The following is a 16501-nucleotide window of genomic DNA, read 5'->3' as shown; positions in this document are numbered from 1 at the left end:
CCCGGGCCCACCCGGCCCCGCCCGGGCCGACCCTGGCTTCCGGGCCGGGCGGGGCCGGCCGCCGCCCACGTGTACGGCGGCCGGCCCGCTTGCGCGGCTACGGGGCGGGGGTGGCGGCCTCGACGGCGGGACCGGTGAGGAGGGTGCCGGTCTCGGAGTACGGCCAGCCGTTCGGTACGCAGCCGTGCAGCCCCTTGATCTGCTGCATCATCACGGGCGCCGGCAGGCCCGGACCGGGGCAGTCGACGTGCCCGAGGCCGAGGACGTGGCCGACCTCGTGGTTGACGGCGAGCGCGTGATAGAGCTCGGGCCGGCCGCTGTAGAACTCCGTGAGCTCGTTCCAGCGCTTGAGGTTGATGACCACCTGGTGGCCCACGCCGCAGTTCACCCAGCCGCCCGTGTCCAGCCCGTACTGGCCGCATATCCGGTCGGTGGTCTCCGGGGTGGCCAGGTAGACGGTGAAGTCCACCGGGTCGGCGGGCATGCGCTGGAAGGACCGGGTGCCGTCCGCGGCCCAGCCGAGCCGGACGTTGCCGAGGACCGCGTCGACCTCGGCGGCGAACTGGTCGGGGGTCTCCTTGATCCCGTTCTCGGCGCGCACCTTGTAGCGGTAGAGCTTCTCGCCGGTGCCGAAGCGGGGGGAGCCACCGCCGGCCGTGGTGAACTCCATCGGCTTCTGCCGGCCGGTCGCGGCCGGGGTCCACGGGTGCCACCAGAGCAGGCCGGCGACCAGGGCGGCGGTTACCACCCCGGCGAGCGCGCCTGTCCAGACCCTCCGCCGGGATCCGCCGAAGCCCCTCACCGGCCACTCCCCACAGCAGGCCGGGCCTCCGGCCGGCGGGTTCTCCGGTGGGCGGCGGGCAGCGGCACCGGGGGCCTTCGGTGGACGGTGGCTTCCGGGCGGCGAAGAGCTGGGGCCTGGGTGGACATGGTGGCGGGATGACTCCTGTACGGGGGACCGGACGAGTGAACGGTTCTCCAGGAGATGACGGACGGGAGCGGACGACTGGTTCAGCCTCCTACCGGCCTCCCACGGTCTCTCCACCAGCCTTCCACCAGCCTTCCATCGACCTTCCGCCGGCCTTCCACTGGCCCTCTGCCGTCCTCGGGCCCGCTCCCCGTCGTCCTTCCGCCGGCGCGAGTCGGTGGAGCCGATGACGGCCCCGGCCGGGCGAGGACGGCAACCGGCAGGCCCTGGCACACTTCGTCACCTCCAGCCCGTGGAGTCCCCTGGTCCGCCTCGCCAAGCTCCGCCGACGCATCGAGCACGACTACCGGAAGATGAAGCAGGCCCTGGGACTTGTCCGCCTCGAAGGCCGTACCTCACCCATCCGCGGCGCAGACCCCGACGACGAACCGCCCCCGGTCGCGGTGACCGGCTCGGGCGGTGCCACCCGGAAGGCGTCCCCGCCCGTCCTCACCGCTCCGCCCGGGCCAGGAGCTCCACAGTCCCGGCCCGGGAACAGCCGACGGGGTCTCAGGCCTCGACGGTGGCCACGTCCAGCTTGGCGAGCCGGGCGACCAGCGCGGTCACCTGGCGGGCGATGTCCGGGGCGTTGAGGCCGATCTCGGCGAGGATCTCGCCCCGCGAGGCGTGGTCCAGGAACTCCTGCGGGATGCCGAAGTCGCGCAGCGGGACGTCCACCTCGGCGTCGCGCAGCGCCTGCGCGACCGCGGCGCCGACGCCGCCGACCCGGCCGTTGTCCTCGATCGTGACGACCGCCCGGTGCCCGGCGGCCAGGCCCGGCAGGGCCTCGTCCACCGGCTTGACCCAGCGCGGGTCCACCACGGTGGCGGTGATGCCCTGGGCGGCCAGCAGGTCGGCCACCTCCAGGCTGGTGGGGGCCATCGCACCGACCGAGACGATCAGCACGTCGGCGCGGCGGCCGTCGGCCCGCTCCGCGGCCCCGGGGGCCTCCCGCAGCACGTCCATGCCGCCGATCCGGCCCACCGCGGCGACGGCGGGGCCGACCGTGCCCTTGGAGTAGCGGACCACCGTGGGGGCGTCCTTGACCTCGACGGCCTCGCGCAGCTGGGCGCGCACCTGGTCGGCGTCGCGCGGGGCGGCCAGTCGCAGGCCGGGGACGACCTGGAGGATCGACATGTCCCACATGCCGTTGTGCGAGGCGCCGTCGGTGCCGGTGACACCGGCCCGGTCCAGGACGAACGTGACCCCGAGCCGGTGGAGGGCGACGTCCATCAGGACCTGGTCGAAGGCGCGGTTCAGGAAGGTCGCGTAGACCGCGAAGACCGGGTGCAGCCCGTTGGTGGCCAGGCCGGCCGCGCTGGTGACGGCGTGCTGCTCGGCGATGCCGACGTCGAAGATGCGGTCGGGGAAGGCCTTCGCGAACGGGGCCAGGCCGACGGGGTGGAGCATCGCGGCGGTGATGGCGACGATGTCCTCGCGTTCGTGGCCGAGCGCGACCATCTCCTCGCCGAAGACGGACGTCCAGTCCTTGCCCGAGCTCTTGACCGGCAGGCCGGTGTCCGGGTGGATCACGCCGACCGCGTGGAAGCGGTCCTCCTCGTTGTTCTCGGCGGCGTGGTAGCCGCGGCCCTTCTCGGTCAGGCAGTGCACGATCACCGGCCCGCCGAAGCCGCGCGCCTTGGTGAACGCCGACTCCAGCGCGGTGAGGTCGTGGCCGTCGATCGGGCCGATGTACTTGAGGCCGAGGTCCTCGAACATGCCCTGCGGGGCGATGAAGTCCTTGAGGCCCTTCTTGGCGCCGTGCAGGGTCTCGAACAGCTGCTGGCCGACCACCGGGGTGCGCTGCAGCGCGTCCTTGCCCCAGGACAGGAAGCGCTCGTAGCCCTGGGTGGTGCGCAGCGTCGCGAGGTGGTTGGCCAGGCCGCCGATGGTCGGCGAGTAGGAGCGCTCGTTGTCGTTGACGACGATGACGACCGGCAGGTCCTTGGCGTCGGCGATGTTGTTGAGCGCCTCCCAGGCCATGCCGCCGGTGAGCGCGCCGTCGCCGATCACGGCCACGACCGGGTCGTTCCTGCCCTGGATCCGGTTGGCCTTGGCCAGGCCGTCCGCGTAGGAGAGCACGGTGGAGGCGTGCGAGTTCTCGATCACGTCGTGCTCGGACTCGGCCCGGGACGGGTAGCCGGAGAGGCCGCCCTTCATCTTGAGCCGGGAGAAGTCCTGGCGGCCGGTGAGCAGCTTGTGCACGTAGCTCTGGTGGCCGGTGTCGAAGAGGATGCGGTCGCGCGGCGAGTCGAACGCCCGGTGCAGCGCGACGGTCAGCTCCACGACGCCGAGGTTCGGGCCGAGGTGGCCGCCCGTCTTGGAGACCTCCGTCACCAGGAAGGTCCGGATCTCCTCGGCCAGGGTGGCCAGCTGTCCGGGCGTGAGCTTGTCGAGATCGCGCGGTCCCCGAATGCGGGTCAGCAGGGCCACCCGTTCCTCCTCGTTTCAGATGATTCCGAATGTTGCGTATGCGGATCCACGGGTCGTGCCCGGCATGACGGCATGTCATGTCTCGTGCGTGCCGGGGACCCGGCCAGTCCTGCCCGTGACACCGACCGGGGCGGTACTCGACCCGGAACTCGACCGGAGCGGAACTGAACGAGGACTGCTCCGCGGCGAAGGGCCAACGCGGTGGCGTCGGAGTGGCCGCGGACGGCCCGGACGACAGCCGGACGGCGGTGATGGGGCGGGGCCGCGGCCCCGCCCCATCACCGCCGGGTCCTTCCAGGAGCCCCGGTCAGGAGGCGATCTGCGCAGTCTCGGTGCGCCGGCTCTCGAGAACCCGGTCGAGCAGCTGCCGGGTGCGCTCGGCGGCGAGGCGGTATTCGTCGGCGTCGAGCGGGCGGCCGATCGCGGGTGCCTCGCCCCTGGAGATGACGAGCTGGACCGCGTCCTCGGACTGCTCCACCGAGTGGAGCGTCCCCGGGTGGCAGGCGTAGATGTTCTCCGGGGTGAACTGCCGGACGTACCAGGGCGTGTCCGATTCGACGTCCCCGCCGTGCCGGTAGGCCTCCAGCTCCATCGTGCCGCCCAGGGTCAGCACCACGGCCTTCTCGGCCGGGTCGCGCGGCACCGGCTTGCCTTCGCCGGCGATACGGAGGTGGACCGAGTAGTCCTTCTCCACGTCCGATGCGAGCGAGAGGTAGGTGAGCCCGCTGCCGGTGACCGATGTTGCGGCGAGCTTCTCCGGGTCGGCCTCGCGCAGTAGCGCGAGCGTCCGGGTCAGGGTGGGCTCCAGCCAGTTCTCGTTGAAGATCTCGGGATCCGCCGGCACGTCGTAGGGCGACGCGGTCTGTGCCAGCAACTGCACGACGGGCTGGATGAAGAAGTCAGGCAGCGACACCTGAGGGCCTCCTGTCGGTAATGATCCCGCGTCGCGCCAGGTCGTCCCGGATGACGAGGAACTCATCGGTGGTGATCGGCTCCGCGCCCAGGTGGGTCTTCTTGCCCTCGCTGGGTGCCTCGTAGCCGTTGAGAAGGTGGAGCATGTCCTTGGCGGCATGCCAGCGGTCCTGCCGCTTGGGACCGCGGAGGAAGAGCGAGACCGTGCCCGGCAGCACGATGGTCTGGTGCACGAGCGAGTTCTGGAAGCTGTAGCTCGTGCCAGGACGCTCCAGTGTCACGATGCCGGGGGTGACGTCCTCCGAGGTGAAGTCGCCGATCTGCGCCTCGTCGGTCCGCCGGTTCCAGACGTGCAGGTAGCCGCCGGACAGCACGTGGACGCTGAACGGGTACTTGTGGTCGTGCGGCACCAGGTCCCGGTCGCGGCCGGTGAAGAAGTGCAGGCGCAGCTGGCAGCGGCGCTCCGGGTCCTCGTACAGCGAGAGCCGGTGCATCAGCGGGTGGCGCTCCGAACGGCCGAGCCGCAGCGGATCGGACTCGATGCCCACCAGGAGATCCGTCAGCAGCTCGCGGTCGGCGGCCAGCCGGCCCAACAGCTTCCGGGTCTGCCGGCTTGACCGACGTGGATCGTCCCAGTCGATCTCCGAGCACGCAGCAGCCAGATCGAACGACTCCGCGTCGTGCGTCTCCATCATCACTCCCATCACTTGCCGAACCTGCGATTCCTGCGTGAGTAGTCCGCCAGCGCCACGGTCAGGTCGCCCCGGGCGAACTCGGACGCGGAAGCCGTCGTGAAGTGGAACTCCGCGTAGGCGGCCTGCCAGGGCAGGAACCCGGCCAGGTGCCGCCGGCCGGCGGTCCGGATCACCAGATCGATCGGCGGCAGGGTTCCGGTGAGCAGGTGGGCGCCCAACTGCTCGGCGTCCAGGCCGGAGATGGCCTCCGCCAGGCTCCTGCTCTCGTCCTGCGCGGCTACGAGGATCGAGCTCACCGCGTCGCGGATCTCGTTGCGGCCCTCGTAGCCCAGCACCAGGTTCACGGTGAACCCGTGGCCGTTCCGGGAGTCCGGCCCGGTGCGGCCGGGCAGCCTGGCCGCCAGGGCGGCCGGCAGCAGGGCCGGATCGCCAAGGTGGTGAAGCGTCACCGGTGCGATGCCGGCCCGGTCCTGCCGCAGTTGGTCGAGCACCTCGCCCCAGACGGCTTCCAGCTCCTCGTCGGCGAGCGGGGACGTTGGCGGCGGAATGTAGAGGGTGACCTCGGACACTCCCTCCGCCCGGCACCACTCGACGATCTCAAGCTGCTTGAGGCAGCTGCGCCGGTACGCCTCGGCCTCGGGTGGGCCGTCGGTTCCGGCCCTGTTCGCGCCGTCGTCCAGGATCACCCCGACATGGCGTGGCGTCATCCGGTCGACCCTGAGGCGGATATGACGTCGATCAGCCCGCTGTCGACGAGCTGGGCGCGCATCGCGCGGTACTCGTCGAGGGTGACCGGCCGTTGACCGTTGGCGTGCTTGGGCTTGCCGAGCTCGGACGGCGGCGGCCAGTTGTCCGCCTGCGGCAGCATGTCCAGGGCCGCGTGCGAACGCTGCTTGACCCGTGGCCCGCGCATGAACAGCGTCACCGTGCCCGGCACCATGATGGTCTGATGGATCAGCGGGTGCCCGAAGGTGTAGCAGGTCCCGGGGCGTTCGATCGAGACGATTCCGGGTCGGATGTCGTCCCCGGTGAACTCCCCTTCCCCGCGGTCGGCCCGGCGCCGCCAGACGTGCACGTACGCGCCCTGCAGTACATAGGCGGTGAACGTGTACTTGTGGTCGTGCGGGACGAGTTCACGCGAGCCCGGCGACATGTGCAGCCGGATCTGGAAGCCGCGGGCGTCGTCCTGGTAGAGGATCAGCCGGTTGATCAGCGGGTGGATCTCGCTGGCGGTCATCCGCTGTTCGTCGTGCTCGATCTCGTGGACCAGGCGAGTCAGCAGCTCCCGGTCCCCGGCCAGTCGGGTCAGCACGGAGCGGGCCTGGCGGTGCCCGGCGCGCAGGTTTGTCCAGTCGAGCGCCGGCAGGTGGTCTATCCAATGCGGTCCGAGACCGATCGCGAGTTGGTCTGTCACTGCTTACTGCCCTTCCGCCAGGCCGTCCACGGCCGCGAGTATCTGGTCCACCGCTGTCCGGAGGCCGCCCTCCCGGTCCTGCGGCGGAAGTTCCACTCGCAGGCAGCCCCAGAGCGTGCCTATCTCGTCGAAGATCTTCTGGCTGCGGCTCTGCAGCTCGACGTACGAGTCGTGTCCGACGGCACGGCCCACCGGGCCGTAGTGCTCCATCCCTCCCACGCGGCCGTGCTGGGCCACCCGGCGCTGGTAGGCGATCTCGGGATCGACCTGGACCAGCACCGGTACGGAGGCCGCGGGATCGGGCCGCAGCGCGGTGATCCCGGCCTTCAGCACCGCCTCCAGGCTCTGGTTCGACAGGTCGCCGGAGCCTGCGAGGGAGGTGGCGAGCAGATAGAGCTTCACCACCATCTTGATGCCGTGGGTGTCCTCGATGACGACCTTCCCGGCGCGTACCGCGGGGGCCACCACGGCCTCCCGGAACGCCAGATGACCGGCGATCTCGCAGAGCATGGACGTGATCAGCGCGTGCGGGTCGTTGCCGGTGATCGCGGCGCCGTCCAGGAGCCGTTCGAAGTCGGCGGACATGACCGGGCCCGCCGGTGGCGGGAAGTGGTCGCCCAGCGTGCCGCCACCGGCGAGACCGGCGAAGCCGTAGAGGGTCCGCAGGGATCCCTCGTAGAGCGTCGCCATCGTGTCGCCGACGAAGTCGTGCGGGCGCGTCTTGAGGTACTGCCGCCGGGACAGCAGCACGGCCGGCACCCCGCGCTCGGTCAGGCGTCGTTCCAGCTCACCGGCGAGCGTGGTCTTCCCGACGCCGTCGATGCCGATGAGCCCGATGGCGCAGCCCCGGGAGATTGGCTTCGGGGCCATGGTGGATTCGGTCCTCTCCATGCTCGGTCACCCCACTCTCGCGGGCAGCCGCCCGGAGAGTGACCGCCGGTAGTGCGCGAGCGCCTCGTCGAGAGCCGCCTGATCGAAGTCCGGCCAGTAGATGGGGGTGAACCAGTAGTCGGTGTACATCCCGGACCACAGCATGAAGCCCGAGGTGCGCTGTTCGCCGGACGTACGGATGATCAGGTCGGGCTCGGGTGCGCCGGCGCTGATGATGTCCGAGATCGTCTCGACGCTGAGTTTCTCAGCCGCCTCGGAGGTCGAGAGTCCTTCTGCCCGGTACTGCTCAAGGAGGCTCCGGCAGGCGTCGATGATCTCCTCGCGGCCCCCGTAGCACACGGCCAGGTTGACCTGGAGGCCGGCGACCCCGCGGGTGTCGGCGACCGCCCGGTCGAGGGCGTCGAGCAGCGGCTGGCGGACGGCGGAGCGGACTCCGAGATGCCGGATTCGCCAGCCGCCGTGCGCGGTGAGGCCGTCCACCGTGTCGGCGATGATGCTGACCAGTGCGTCCACCTCGGCCGGGTCCCGGCTCAGGTTGTCGGTGGAGAGCATCCAGAGCGTCACCACCTCGACGCCGAGGCTCTCGCACCACCGCAGGACCTCCGGGATCCGGGAGAACCCGGCCCGGTGGCCGTCGGAGGCGGAACGGCCGCGGGCCCTGGCCCAGCGCCGGTTTCCGTCGAGGATCAGACCCAGATGCCTGGGCACCGCGCCCCCGCCCACGGCGTGCGAGGGACCGGCGGCCCCGGGCCTGCCGATCAGGGAACCGGCGGTCGCGGAATCGGTGGTCGAGGTCAAAGCGTCCGCTCCACACCCCACACGGGGACGCGCTCGAAGAAGGCGACGGCCTCCTCCCGCCAGCGGGGGCGCCAGCCGGCTGCCTCCTTGCACGCCAGCTCGGCGTACCGGTGCATGTCCGAGCGCAGCTGACGGTCCACGCCGTGGCGCGAGGCGATCTCCCGGAGCTTGTTGACGTCCTCGTTGGTGCAGTCGGGGCTGCCGAGCACGGACTCGACCACGGCGCGCTCCGTCTCCGACGCAGCCGCCAGCAGAGCGCGGACGGCGTAGGTGCGTCGGCCGTCGCGGATGTCCGCGGTGTTGGGCTTGCCGGTGACCGCCTCGTCGCCGAAGAGGCTGAGGTAGTCGTCGCACATCTGCCCGGAGATGCCGAACATGAGTGCGTACCGGCTGAGGGTCTCCGCGTGCTGGGCCGGGTCCTCACCCGCGACCAGCAGGCCGAGCTGCACCGGGGCCAGGGCGGAGGACCTGGAGGCCTTGTAGTCGGAGACGGAGTGGAGCATCTCCTCGCTCGGAATGCCGGGGAAGTCCCGCTCGAGGTCGAAGATCTGGCCGACGAAGGTGGCGGCGGCGGCGCGCGTCTGCAGGTCCACCATGCCGGTCCGGAGGGCCAGGGGAAGGTCCGCGTCGAGCAGGACCTGGAGTGAGAGGAAGGCCGCCAGGTCACCCGCGAGCAGTGCCAGGCCGAGCGCGGTCTGCGGCTGGTCGGGGAACTCCGCGCGGTAGGCGTAGTACGTGGAGGGCCCGCCACGCCGGGTGGGCGCGTCGTCGATGATGTCGTCGTGCACCAGCAGGTGGGTCTGCAGCAGCTCGATGCTCAACGCCGCTTCGTCGAGCCCCGGGAGGTGCTCGCCGGTGACCAGTCGGGCCGCCTCGTACATGAACGCCACACGCTGGCGCTTGCCGCCGCGCAGTGAGAGCTCCTGCAGCAGGTCGAGGCAGCGCGGGGTGAAGCGGCTGAGCTCCGGGCCGTCGAAGTCGTTGCGGAGATCCTCGAAGTACCGGCCGAAGAGATCGCTGAAGTGGCGCTGGTAGTACGCGATCCGATCCTGCATCTCGCGGGTCACGGTGTCGATGTCGGTCAAGACGGGCGCCTCTCGGGGTGGGTCGTGGTGATATCGGTGGGGGAGACGGACGGTTCGAGGACGCCCTGGGCCGACAGCCGGTCCCGCAGCCGGAGGTACTCGTCGAATCCCAGGCCGCGCTCGCCGTCGGTGTGCCGGCGCTGCTCCGACGCGACCGGTTCGGTCGCCGCATCGACGGTGAGGCGGTCGAGCATGTCGAGAGCGGCGTAGGACCGCGCCTGTTCCTTCGGGCCACGCATGAAGAGCGTCACTGTGCCGGCTTCCATCACCGTCTGGTGGATGAGCGAGTACCCGAGGGTGTAGCAGGATCCGACCCGCTCGCTGGTCACCAGCCCGAGCGGAGCCTGGTCCGAGGTGAAGTCGCCCTGGTAGCTGCCCTCGCGCCGACGCCACACGTGGGTGTAGGAGCCACGCAGGATGTAAGTGGTGAACGAGTACTTGTGGTCGTGCGGGATGAGCTCGTTGGTACCGGGCGACACGTGCAGGCGCAGGTAGATGCCGCGGTCGGGATCGTGCCAGAGGGTCAGCCGGTCCATTACCGGGTGGTGGTCGGCGTCCGCGAGCAGGTCCTTGTCGTCGGCGAGCCGGTCGACCAGGTGGGTCAGCAGGGAGCTGTCGGCGGCCAGCCGGCGCAGTACGGACCGGCATTGGGCGTGGGCCGACCTGAGATCGGTCCAGTCGATGTCCACCTCGGTGCCGAGCCAGTGCTGATCGGCCACGCTTGTCGGCATTCCAGTTCCTCTCGGACGGTCTCCGGGACTGCGGATCTGATCGTTCGTCACCAGTGGATGTCGGCGTCCAGGCGCTTCACCGCGGGCAGGGCGGCCTCCAGGACGTCCTGAAACCAGCCCGAGAAGGTGTCGACCGCCCGGCGCTCGCGAAGCTCATCCGGGGTCACCAGGGCGAATCCGGCCACCTCGTCCGGGTCAGGCCGCGGCTCGGCCCTGACCAGGCCGACGAAGAGATGGTTGTACTCGTGCTCGACCAGCCCGGACTGCGGGTCCGGGTGTCGGTATGTGACGGTGCCGGCCTCCATCAGGAGCGCCGGGGCGATGCCCAGCTCCTCCCCGACCCGCCGGACGGCCGCCTGGAACGGCGCCTCTCCCGGAAGGGGGTGCCCGCAGCAGGCATTCGACCACACGCCGGGGAAGTGGTATTTCGACAGCGCGCGCTGCTGCAGGAGCATGCGTCCTTCGTCGTCGAAGAGAAATACCGAGAACGCCCGATGGAGACGGCCCGGCGATTCGTGCGCCGCGATCTTCTCGGAGATCCCGACGGTGACGCCCTGTGGGTCCACCAACTCCAGCATGATCTGTTCCGCCGAAGGCGGCGATGTTGCGTCCGAATCGATTCCGGACAGGTTGGACTGAAGCTCCACTCGATTTCCCCCATGGAAACCCGTTAGATCACGAGTCTGAAGCGCCGTCAGGACGCGGTGCATAAGCGGAGAGTAGCGATGTCCCCGAGGCTTGATCAGGCCGCGGCACTGCTCTCCGGCTGGTCCACGTACGCGCTTCACTGCATGTTTCATAGCCGGGTGCGCATCTGTCAACCCGGATGTGCCTTGCGGCTGTCCGGGTGTGCCGGGTGGCTTCTCATGCGTGCCGTTGGGGGGGTAGAAGTGTGGGATCTGTGAGCTTGTCACCTTCTGGACACATTCGATGCATGGCCATGCACAACCGGGTTGATCATGGCAAAGCCCTGGTTGGTCACGTAATGTGATTGACTGTCATTGTGGCGGTGTGGGACGGTAGCCGCCGTAGACGGCTGGGTTTTGAGCAGCACGCACGGGGGATTGAGGGTGGGGGCCTTGATGGCCATACAGGGGTCGCCGGCAAACGCCGCGCTGACCGAGCGGTTTCACGCGCACCTTTCTCGCAGTAATCTGACGCCAGATCAGATACTGGAACAGGTGGACAGCTCATTCGGAGAGCCGCTCCTGATCACGGCTGCCGGTTCGGTGATCGCCGGATTCGGCAATGCCAACAGTGACTTGGATCTCTATGCGATAGTGCCGGACGAGGTGGCCAGCACCCTTCCGCTGATGTCCTATCCGGAGGGGTCTCGGATCGATGTCGTACTGCACGGGGCCGGCCAGGTCACCAAGCGGTACGAGGAGCTGACCACGACCCACTGGCCGCCCGCCGAGATCGGGCCGGGGGATCTCGGGACGAGGCGTCAGGTCCTCGACAGCGTAAGCCGGTTCGGCCTCGGACTGCTGCTCACCGGCACGCCTGAGTGGTCCTCCTGGCAGCGGCGGCTCGACGCCGAGCTGTCCGGCTGGATCAGTTCCTGGTACGCGGCGGAGGCGGTTCGCAAGCGGATCGCCGCCCGGGTGTTCGCCGAGCGCAAGCCCATGGTGGCGGCGCTGCGGATCGGCGAGGCCCTCGCCGCCGCCCTGGAGCGGCGGGCGGTCGAGCGCGGTGAGCGGTACTTCAAGCCGAAGTGGCTGGGTGAGAAGCTGCGCAAGCTCGACGACCGCGACGGGCTCGCGGCGTTCGAGCTGGCGATGTGCCCGCCGGCCTCCCCGGACAAGGTGCCGGCCTACCTGGCCCAGGTCGGCGAGCTGCTCGACCACTACGCGCGGGACGTGGACGGCTCGGCCTGGCGGGTCAGGCTGAGCCACGCGCGCGGAACCGAGCAGTACGAGTTCGGCGAGAGCCGACTGGTCACGCGCTGGGGCCTTCGTACGCTGTCGGTGCCCGCTGGTGGCCCGGTCGACCACGCGAAGACGTGGACCTTTGCCCTGGACGAGGAGTGGCACCCGGACGTGGCTGCGCTCTTCGTCGAGGACCTGCTCTGGCTGGGAGTGGAGTGCCCCGTATGACGGTTCGGACGAACGACAGCCTGCACCGGCAAGTGGCCCAGGTCAGCCACGGCGCGCTGCTGATCATGGTCGGCGCCCAGTCGGCGCTGGAGGACATCGAGGGTGGGGTTCCGGCCGGTCAGTGGCACCTTGTCCTCGCCCAGACCCGCTATCTGGTGATGGTTTGCTGCCAGGCCGGCGGCCTGCGATCAGGGGCCGAGCCCTATGTCGCCGAGGACGGCGGGGCGATCGATCCGTACACGCATGTGCCGGCGGCCGACTGGGAGTCCGGCCACCGACTGATCAGCGAAGCCCGCGAGTTCGCCGCGGCCGCCCCCTCCGAGGAGCGCGCCGGTGACTGGCTGAGGCGGGTCCGATCCTGGGTCTCGGAGATCGAGGCGACCCTCGGACTGGCCGATCCTCTGCCGCAACTCCGCTCGCCGGAAGGCATGTTCGGTGCGCTGCGGCTGGTCCGGGGCTGGCACGCACTTGCCGACCAGCTCGGCCTTCCCCCGTTGCTTCCTACCGAATGGACCAAGCCGCTGTGAACAGGCCAGGAACCATGCTGGTCACCGGTGCCACCGGGGTGGTGGGCGTCGAGATCGTGGAACGCGCCAGGGCCGCCGGCTGGCACGTCACCGCCAGCTCGGCCAGGGGCGCCGCGGACGCCGTCGCCTGGCGTATGGGCGAGGCGCCGGCCCCGGAGCAGCTGGCCGGGCCCTGGGACGTGATCGTGCACGCGGCGGCACGGCCGCGCTGGAACCTTCCGGCCCAGGAGGCGAAGGACTCCAACGTCGCGCCGGTGGCCGCGCTGGAGCCGCTGGTGGGGCAGGCGACCCACGTCATCCACGTCTCCACCGCCTATGCGACCGGCCTGCGCGGCAACACGCGGTCCTCCGACCTCGCCGACTACCGCAACACCTACGAGTGGTCCAAGGCCGAGGCGGAGCGCGAGGCCACCAGCCGGTACGGGGCGACCATCGTGCGCCCACCACTGGTGGTCGGCCGGCGCTCGGACGGGGCTGTGAGCCGGCACACCGGCCTGTACTCGGTGATGCAGTCCGGCGTGACCGGCATGCTGCCCGTCTTCATCGGCGAGGTGGACGCCCCGGTGGAGGTCGTCTCGACCTGCGACATCGCCACCTGCGTGCTGGAGATCGCGGAGACCGGGCCGAGGGCCGAGCCGGTGGTGCTCGGGGCGGGCGAGCAGGTGCTGCCGCTCAAGGGCGTGGTCGACTCCATGTACCTGTCGCTGAACCGCTGGCGGGCGTCCCACGGGTACGAGCCGCTGGAGACCCCCGGGTTCGTCACACCGGACCAGTGGGATCGCTTCTACCTGCCCTTCGCCAAACCGCATCTGACAAATCGTCAGCTGAGGCAGATCGACCTGCTCGGCGAGTTCATCCCCTACATGTCGGTGGGCGAGCCGATCGGGGTGAACTGGCAGGTCGACGATCCGGCCGGCGCCATCGAAACCGCGATCGCGGCCTGGGCCGACCGGCGTCCGCACCTGGCGAAGAGCTCGCCGCGGCCTTGGGTCGGCGAGGAGGGGGCGGCATGAACGACGCCTACGACTACCGGAACGGCATCGGCGCGCTCTGGCCGGACACCGAGCACCTGCTGCCGGAACGGGCCACGACCGAGCTGGCCGCCCTCGCCGAGCAGAACGACCTGACCGGTCGGCTTGCCGACCGCAGCATCGAACTGCTCCGGGAGAACGGCTACTTCGGCGCGCCCGTACCGAAGGACTTCGAGGGCGGCGGGGCGTCGATCACCGAATGCTGCGCGCTGCAGCGCCGGATCGGCGCGGCCGACCCGGCGCTGGCGGTCGCGGTGAACATGCACCTGTTCTCGGTCGGGGTGGTGGTCGAGCACTGGTACCGGGAACGCGACGAGTCGTGGCTGCTCCTGGAGGCCATCGCCAGTCAGAACCGCATCGTCGCCTCGGCCTTCGCCGAGCCGGGCCTCAACGGCAGCCTGACCAGGTCCAACACCGTCGCCCGCCGGGTCGGCGACAATTGGATCACCAACGGCCTCAAGGTGCCGTGCTCGCTGGCGGAGCGCAGCGACCTGCTCTGCCTCCAGATGATCGACGAGGCCGGCGGGCCGGAGAGCCTGCTGGTGGCTCTGGTGGTGAACGGCAGTCCCGGGATCGCCGTGGAGCGCACCTGGAACACCCTCGGCATGCGCGCCTCCGAGTCCGACACGGTACGGTTCACCGACTGCGAGATCCCCGACGACTTGGTCTTCCATCGCAGCGAGCCCGGCTCGCTCGGTGACGAGGTCTTCGCCGCGGGGCTGGGCTGGTTCTGCGTCACCGCCACCGCCTGCTACCTCGGCGTCGTCTCGGCCGCGGTCGACCAGGCACGTGCCGCGCTCGGCCGGTCGCGGATCAACCACCTTGGCGCGACGCGGTCCCAGCTGCCCTCGTTCCAGTCCGCCCTCGGCGAGATCATCTCCGCGGCGCTGCCGCTGGAGGCCGCCACCGCCGGACTCGCCCGGCAGCTGGACGAGCGGCGGACGGACCCGCGAAGCCTGGTGCCGGCCATGCTGGCCCTCAAGGACCAGGCCGCGCAGATGGCCGTGCGCGCGGTGGAGCTGGCCGCGGAGCTGGTCGGCGTCGCTTCGTACTCCGCGACGGGCCCGGCCTCGCGGCTGATCCGGGACGTCCAGGCGGCCCGCTTCCACCCGCCCACCCGGTTCGCCACCCGGCAACTGCTCGGACGCTGGGCGCTCGGCCTGCCCTGGAGCTTCGAGCTCTCGGAGCAGCCCACCGAAGGAGCCTCCTGATGGATCTGCTCGACCTCATTCGCGACCACCAGTCGTCCGGGCGGGCGCTGTTGTTCAGGCTGATGGGCGCGACGGATCCCGAGGTGTCCGGCAGTGGCTCCTGGGTGACCACCGGCGCCGGCGCGCGCTACCTCGACCTCGGCTCGTTCTCCGTCTTCCTGCTCGGCCACAGCCACCCCCAGGTGGTCGAGGCCGTGGCGGAGCAACTGGCCCGCCTGTCGGGCTCGACCCGGACGCTGCCCAACGAGCTCAACGCCCGGGCCGCAGCCGATCTGGCGGAGTTCGCCCCGCCGGGGCTGGACAAGGTGATGCTGCTCAACTCGGGCGCCGAGGCGGTCGAGGCAGCGATCAAGCTCGCCCGGGCCCGTACCGGACGCGTACCACTGGCGCATCTGGCCGGCTCGTTCCACGGCAAGACCGTGGGTGCGCTGAGCCTGACCGATGCCGCGTTGTTCCGCGACCGCCTGGGCCCACTGCTCCCCGACGTGATCCGGCTGCCGCGGGACGACGCCGGCGCCGCCGCGGAGCTGATCCGCAGGCACCGCCCGGCCGCGGTCTTCGCGGAGCCGGTGCAGGGCGAGGGCGGTGTCTACCCGCTGACGCCCGGCTATGCGACGGCCCTGCGCGAGGCCTGCGACGAGGCGGGTACGCTGCTGGTCTTCGACGAGATCCAGTGCGGCCTGGGGCGGTGCGGCTCGTTCTGGGCCCATGAGGATCTGGGCGTCCGCCCGGACGTCCTGCTGTCGGGGAAGGCCCTCGGTGGCGGGGTCATCCCGGTGTCGGCGGTGATCGCCACCGAGGACGCGTTCCAGCCGTACGACCGGGACCCGCTGCTGCACACCTCCACCTTCGGGGGTAACCCGCTGGCCGCGGCGGCGCTCACGGCCACCTTGAAGGTCTTGGCCGCCGAGGACGTTCCAGGGCTGGCCCGGAGCGCGGGCGGGCGGCTGCGGGAGATCCTCGAAGACCTGGTCCGGTCCTGGCCCCGGCTGTTCACCGAGGTCACCGGCCGGGGCGCGCTGCTCGGGCTTCACGGCACCCAGCCGGACGTGGCCGGGGAGATGATGCGGGCCGCTCTGGCGGAAAACCTGCTGCTGACACCGTGCCTGACGGCGCCGTCGATCCTGCGGCTCACCCCGGCGGCCTTCATCGGGGCGCAGGATCTGGCATTCGTGGCGGAAAAGCTGAACGCCGCCGCCCGGCGGACTCAGCTCGAACTGGACTGATACAGGGGAGATGGAAGAAATTGCCGATCGTAACGGTGCGTGAACGACTGGTCGCTTCGGCCGACGACGTGTGGAAGCGAATCTGTGACATCGAGTCCTACCCCACCTTCATGGACTCGGTGATCAGGACCCAGGTGCTCTCCGAGGAGACCCGGCCCGACGGGATCACCGAGGCGGTGACCGAGTGGGAGGTCCTGCTCAAGGGGTCCGTGCTCAAGTGGAGCGAGCGTGAGGTCCGGGACCCGTCGCAGTGGCGTCTGACCTATGAGCAGGTGGCCGGTGACCTCGAGCGGTTCGCCGGGTTCTGGCAGGTGACGAAGGTGACGGAGGAGATCACCGAGGCCACCCTTGAGGTGGACTTCGAGATCGGCATCCCGATGCTCCGGCCGATGCTGGAGCCGGTCGCGGTCCGGGCCATCGAGAAGAACTCCTCGGACATGCTGGTGTCGCTCGGGCGGCGTGCCGACTAGTGGGACCTGGTCTG

General features: G+C 70.4%; 17 protein-coding genes. 6 read left to right on the top strand and 11 right to left on the bottom strand.

What is annotated here, in order from left to right; translation table 11 throughout:
- Nucleotides 1-97: 97 nt before the first annotated feature.
- The 11 genes from C2142_RS30530 to idi form a co-directional block, all read right to left on the bottom strand.
- Nucleotides 98-748, bottom strand: a complete 651-nt coding sequence (locus tag C2142_RS30530) for a DUF3152 domain-containing protein (RefSeq protein WP_241002872.1) — start codon at nt 746-748, stop codon at nt 98-100.
- A 729-nt stretch (nt 749-1477) separates the two neighbouring features.
- Nucleotides 1478-3400 carry a 1-deoxy-D-xylulose-5-phosphate synthase gene (gene dxs, locus C2142_RS30525; protein WP_148646065.1) on the bottom strand — a complete coding sequence of 641 codons (1923 nt, stop codon included), beginning with the start codon at nt 3398-3400 and terminating at the stop codon, nt 1478-1480.
- 307 nt (nt 3401-3707) lie between these two features.
- On the bottom strand, nt 3708-4313 hold the full coding sequence (locus tag C2142_RS30520; protein ID WP_148646064.1) for a hypothetical protein: 606 nt from the start codon (nt 4311-4313) through the stop codon (nt 3708-3710).
- Nucleotides 4300-5007, bottom strand: coding sequence for a hypothetical protein (locus C2142_RS30515; protein WP_241002871.1), 708 nt, complete (start codon nt 5005-5007; stop codon nt 4300-4302). The genes C2142_RS30520 and C2142_RS30515 overlap by 14 nt, the downstream gene beginning before the upstream one ends.
- A gap of 8 nt (nt 5008-5015) precedes the next feature.
- On the bottom strand, nt 5016-5714 hold the full coding sequence (locus tag C2142_RS30510) for an undecaprenyl diphosphate synthase family protein (RefSeq protein WP_148646063.1): 699 nt from the start codon (nt 5712-5714) through the stop codon (nt 5016-5018).
- Entirely contained in the window at nt 5711-6421 is a 711-nt protein-coding gene (locus C2142_RS30505) for a hypothetical protein (RefSeq protein ID WP_241002870.1), read from the bottom strand. The genes C2142_RS30510 and C2142_RS30505 overlap by 4 nt, the downstream gene beginning before the upstream one ends.
- A 3-nt stretch (nt 6422-6424) precedes the next feature.
- The gene (locus C2142_RS30500) at nt 6425-7291 is read right to left on the bottom strand and encodes a hypothetical protein (protein WP_148646062.1); all 867 of its coding nucleotides are present in this window, start codon (nt 7289-7291) and stop codon (nt 6425-6427) included.
- A gap of 27 nt (nt 7292-7318) precedes the next feature.
- Nucleotides 7319-8110 (bottom strand): polyprenyl diphosphate synthase, encoded by a 792-nt coding sequence (gene uppS, locus C2142_RS30495; protein WP_241002869.1) that lies wholly within the window; start codon nt 8108-8110, stop codon nt 7319-7321.
- A complete protein-coding gene (locus tag C2142_RS30490; protein ID WP_148646636.1) occupies nt 8107-9165 on the bottom strand; it encodes a polyprenyl synthetase family protein in 1059 nt (352 codons plus the stop codon). The genes uppS and C2142_RS30490 overlap by 4 nt, the downstream gene beginning before the upstream one ends.
- Nucleotides 9166-9191: 26 nt before the next feature.
- Nucleotides 9192-9926 carry a hypothetical protein gene (locus tag C2142_RS30485; protein WP_241002868.1) on the bottom strand — a complete coding sequence of 245 codons (735 nt, stop codon included), beginning with the start codon at nt 9924-9926 and terminating at the stop codon, nt 9192-9194.
- A 47-nt stretch (nt 9927-9973) separates the two neighbouring features.
- Nucleotides 9974-10504: an isopentenyl-diphosphate Delta-isomerase gene (gene idi, locus C2142_RS30480; protein ID WP_241003300.1), complete on the bottom strand. Its 531-nt coding sequence runs from the start codon at nt 10502-10504 to the stop codon at nt 9974-9976.
- Nucleotides 10505-11107: 603 nt separating this feature from the next.
- Here idi and C2142_RS30475 point away from each other — a divergent pair.
- The 6 genes from C2142_RS30475 to C2142_RS30450 are packed head-to-tail and all read left to right on the top strand — an operon-like array spanning nt 11108 to nt 16487.
- Complete coding sequence (locus tag C2142_RS30475) at nt 11108-12022, top strand: hypothetical protein (RefSeq protein ID WP_206671052.1); 915 nt, start codon at nt 11108-11110, stop codon at nt 12020-12022.
- Entirely contained in the window at nt 12019-12549 is a 531-nt protein-coding gene (locus C2142_RS30470; RefSeq protein ID WP_241002867.1) for a hypothetical protein, read from the top strand. The genes C2142_RS30475 and C2142_RS30470 overlap by 4 nt, the downstream gene beginning before the upstream one ends.
- Nucleotides 12546-13562, top strand: a complete 1017-nt coding sequence (locus C2142_RS30465; protein ID WP_162002595.1) for an SDR family oxidoreductase — start codon at nt 12546-12548, stop codon at nt 13560-13562. The genes C2142_RS30470 and C2142_RS30465 overlap by 4 nt, the downstream gene beginning before the upstream one ends.
- Complete coding sequence (locus C2142_RS30460; RefSeq protein WP_148646059.1) at nt 13559-14791, top strand: acyl-CoA dehydrogenase family protein; 1233 nt, start codon at nt 13559-13561, stop codon at nt 14789-14791. The genes C2142_RS30465 and C2142_RS30460 overlap by 4 nt, the downstream gene beginning before the upstream one ends.
- A complete protein-coding gene (locus tag C2142_RS30455; RefSeq protein WP_148646058.1) occupies nt 14791-16017 on the top strand; it encodes an aminotransferase class III-fold pyridoxal phosphate-dependent enzyme in 1227 nt (408 codons plus the stop codon). The genes C2142_RS30460 and C2142_RS30455 overlap by 1 nt, the downstream gene beginning before the upstream one ends.
- Before the next feature lie 35 nt (nt 16018-16052).
- A complete protein-coding gene (locus tag C2142_RS30450) occupies nt 16053-16487 on the top strand; it encodes an SRPBCC family protein (RefSeq protein WP_162002594.1) in 435 nt (144 codons plus the stop codon).
- The last annotated feature ends 14 nt before the right edge of the window (nt 16488-16501 follow it).

Source organism: Streptomyces sp. CB01881, assembly GCF_002953255.1.
In the GTDB taxonomy this organism is placed as follows: domain Bacteria; phylum Actinomycetota; class Actinomycetes; order Streptomycetales; family Streptomycetaceae; genus Kitasatospora.
Note: the sequence above shows the minus strand (reverse complement) of the source record. Positions and strands in the feature narration are given on the sequence as shown.

Bases quoted from the DNA above. Each gene is read 5' to 3' on its own strand.
- C2142_RS30485 (WP_241002868.1), bottom strand. From the start codon at position 9,926: ATGCCGACAAGCGTGGCCGATCAGCACTGGCTCGGCACCGAGGTGGAC.
- C2142_RS30460 (WP_148646059.1), top strand. From the start codon at position 13,559: ATGAACGACGCCTACGACTACCGGAACGGCATCGGCGCGCTCTGGCCG.
- C2142_RS30510 (WP_148646063.1), bottom strand. From the start codon at position 5,714: ATGACGCCACGCCATGTCGGGGTGATCCTGGACGACGGCGCGAACAGG.
- C2142_RS30500 (WP_148646062.1), bottom strand. From the start codon at position 7,291: ATGGCCCCGAAGCCAATCTCCCGGGGCTGCGCCATCGGGCTCATCGGC.
- C2142_RS30455 (WP_148646058.1), top strand. From the start codon at position 14,791: ATGGATCTGCTCGACCTCATTCGCGACCACCAGTCGTCCGGGCGGGCG.
- C2142_RS30490 (WP_148646636.1), bottom strand. From the start codon at position 9,165: ATGCAGGATCGGATCGCGTACTACCAGCGCCACTTCAGCGATCTCTTC.
- idi (WP_241003300.1), bottom strand. From the start codon at position 10,504: ATGCTGGAGTTGGTGGACCCACAGGGCGTCACCGTCGGGATCTCCGAG.
- C2142_RS30515 (WP_241002871.1), bottom strand. From the start codon at position 5,007: ATGATGGAGACGCACGACGCGGAGTCGTTCGATCTGGCTGCTGCGTGC.
- C2142_RS30470 (WP_241002867.1), top strand. From the start codon at position 12,019: ATGACGGTTCGGACGAACGACAGCCTGCACCGGCAAGTGGCCCAGGTC.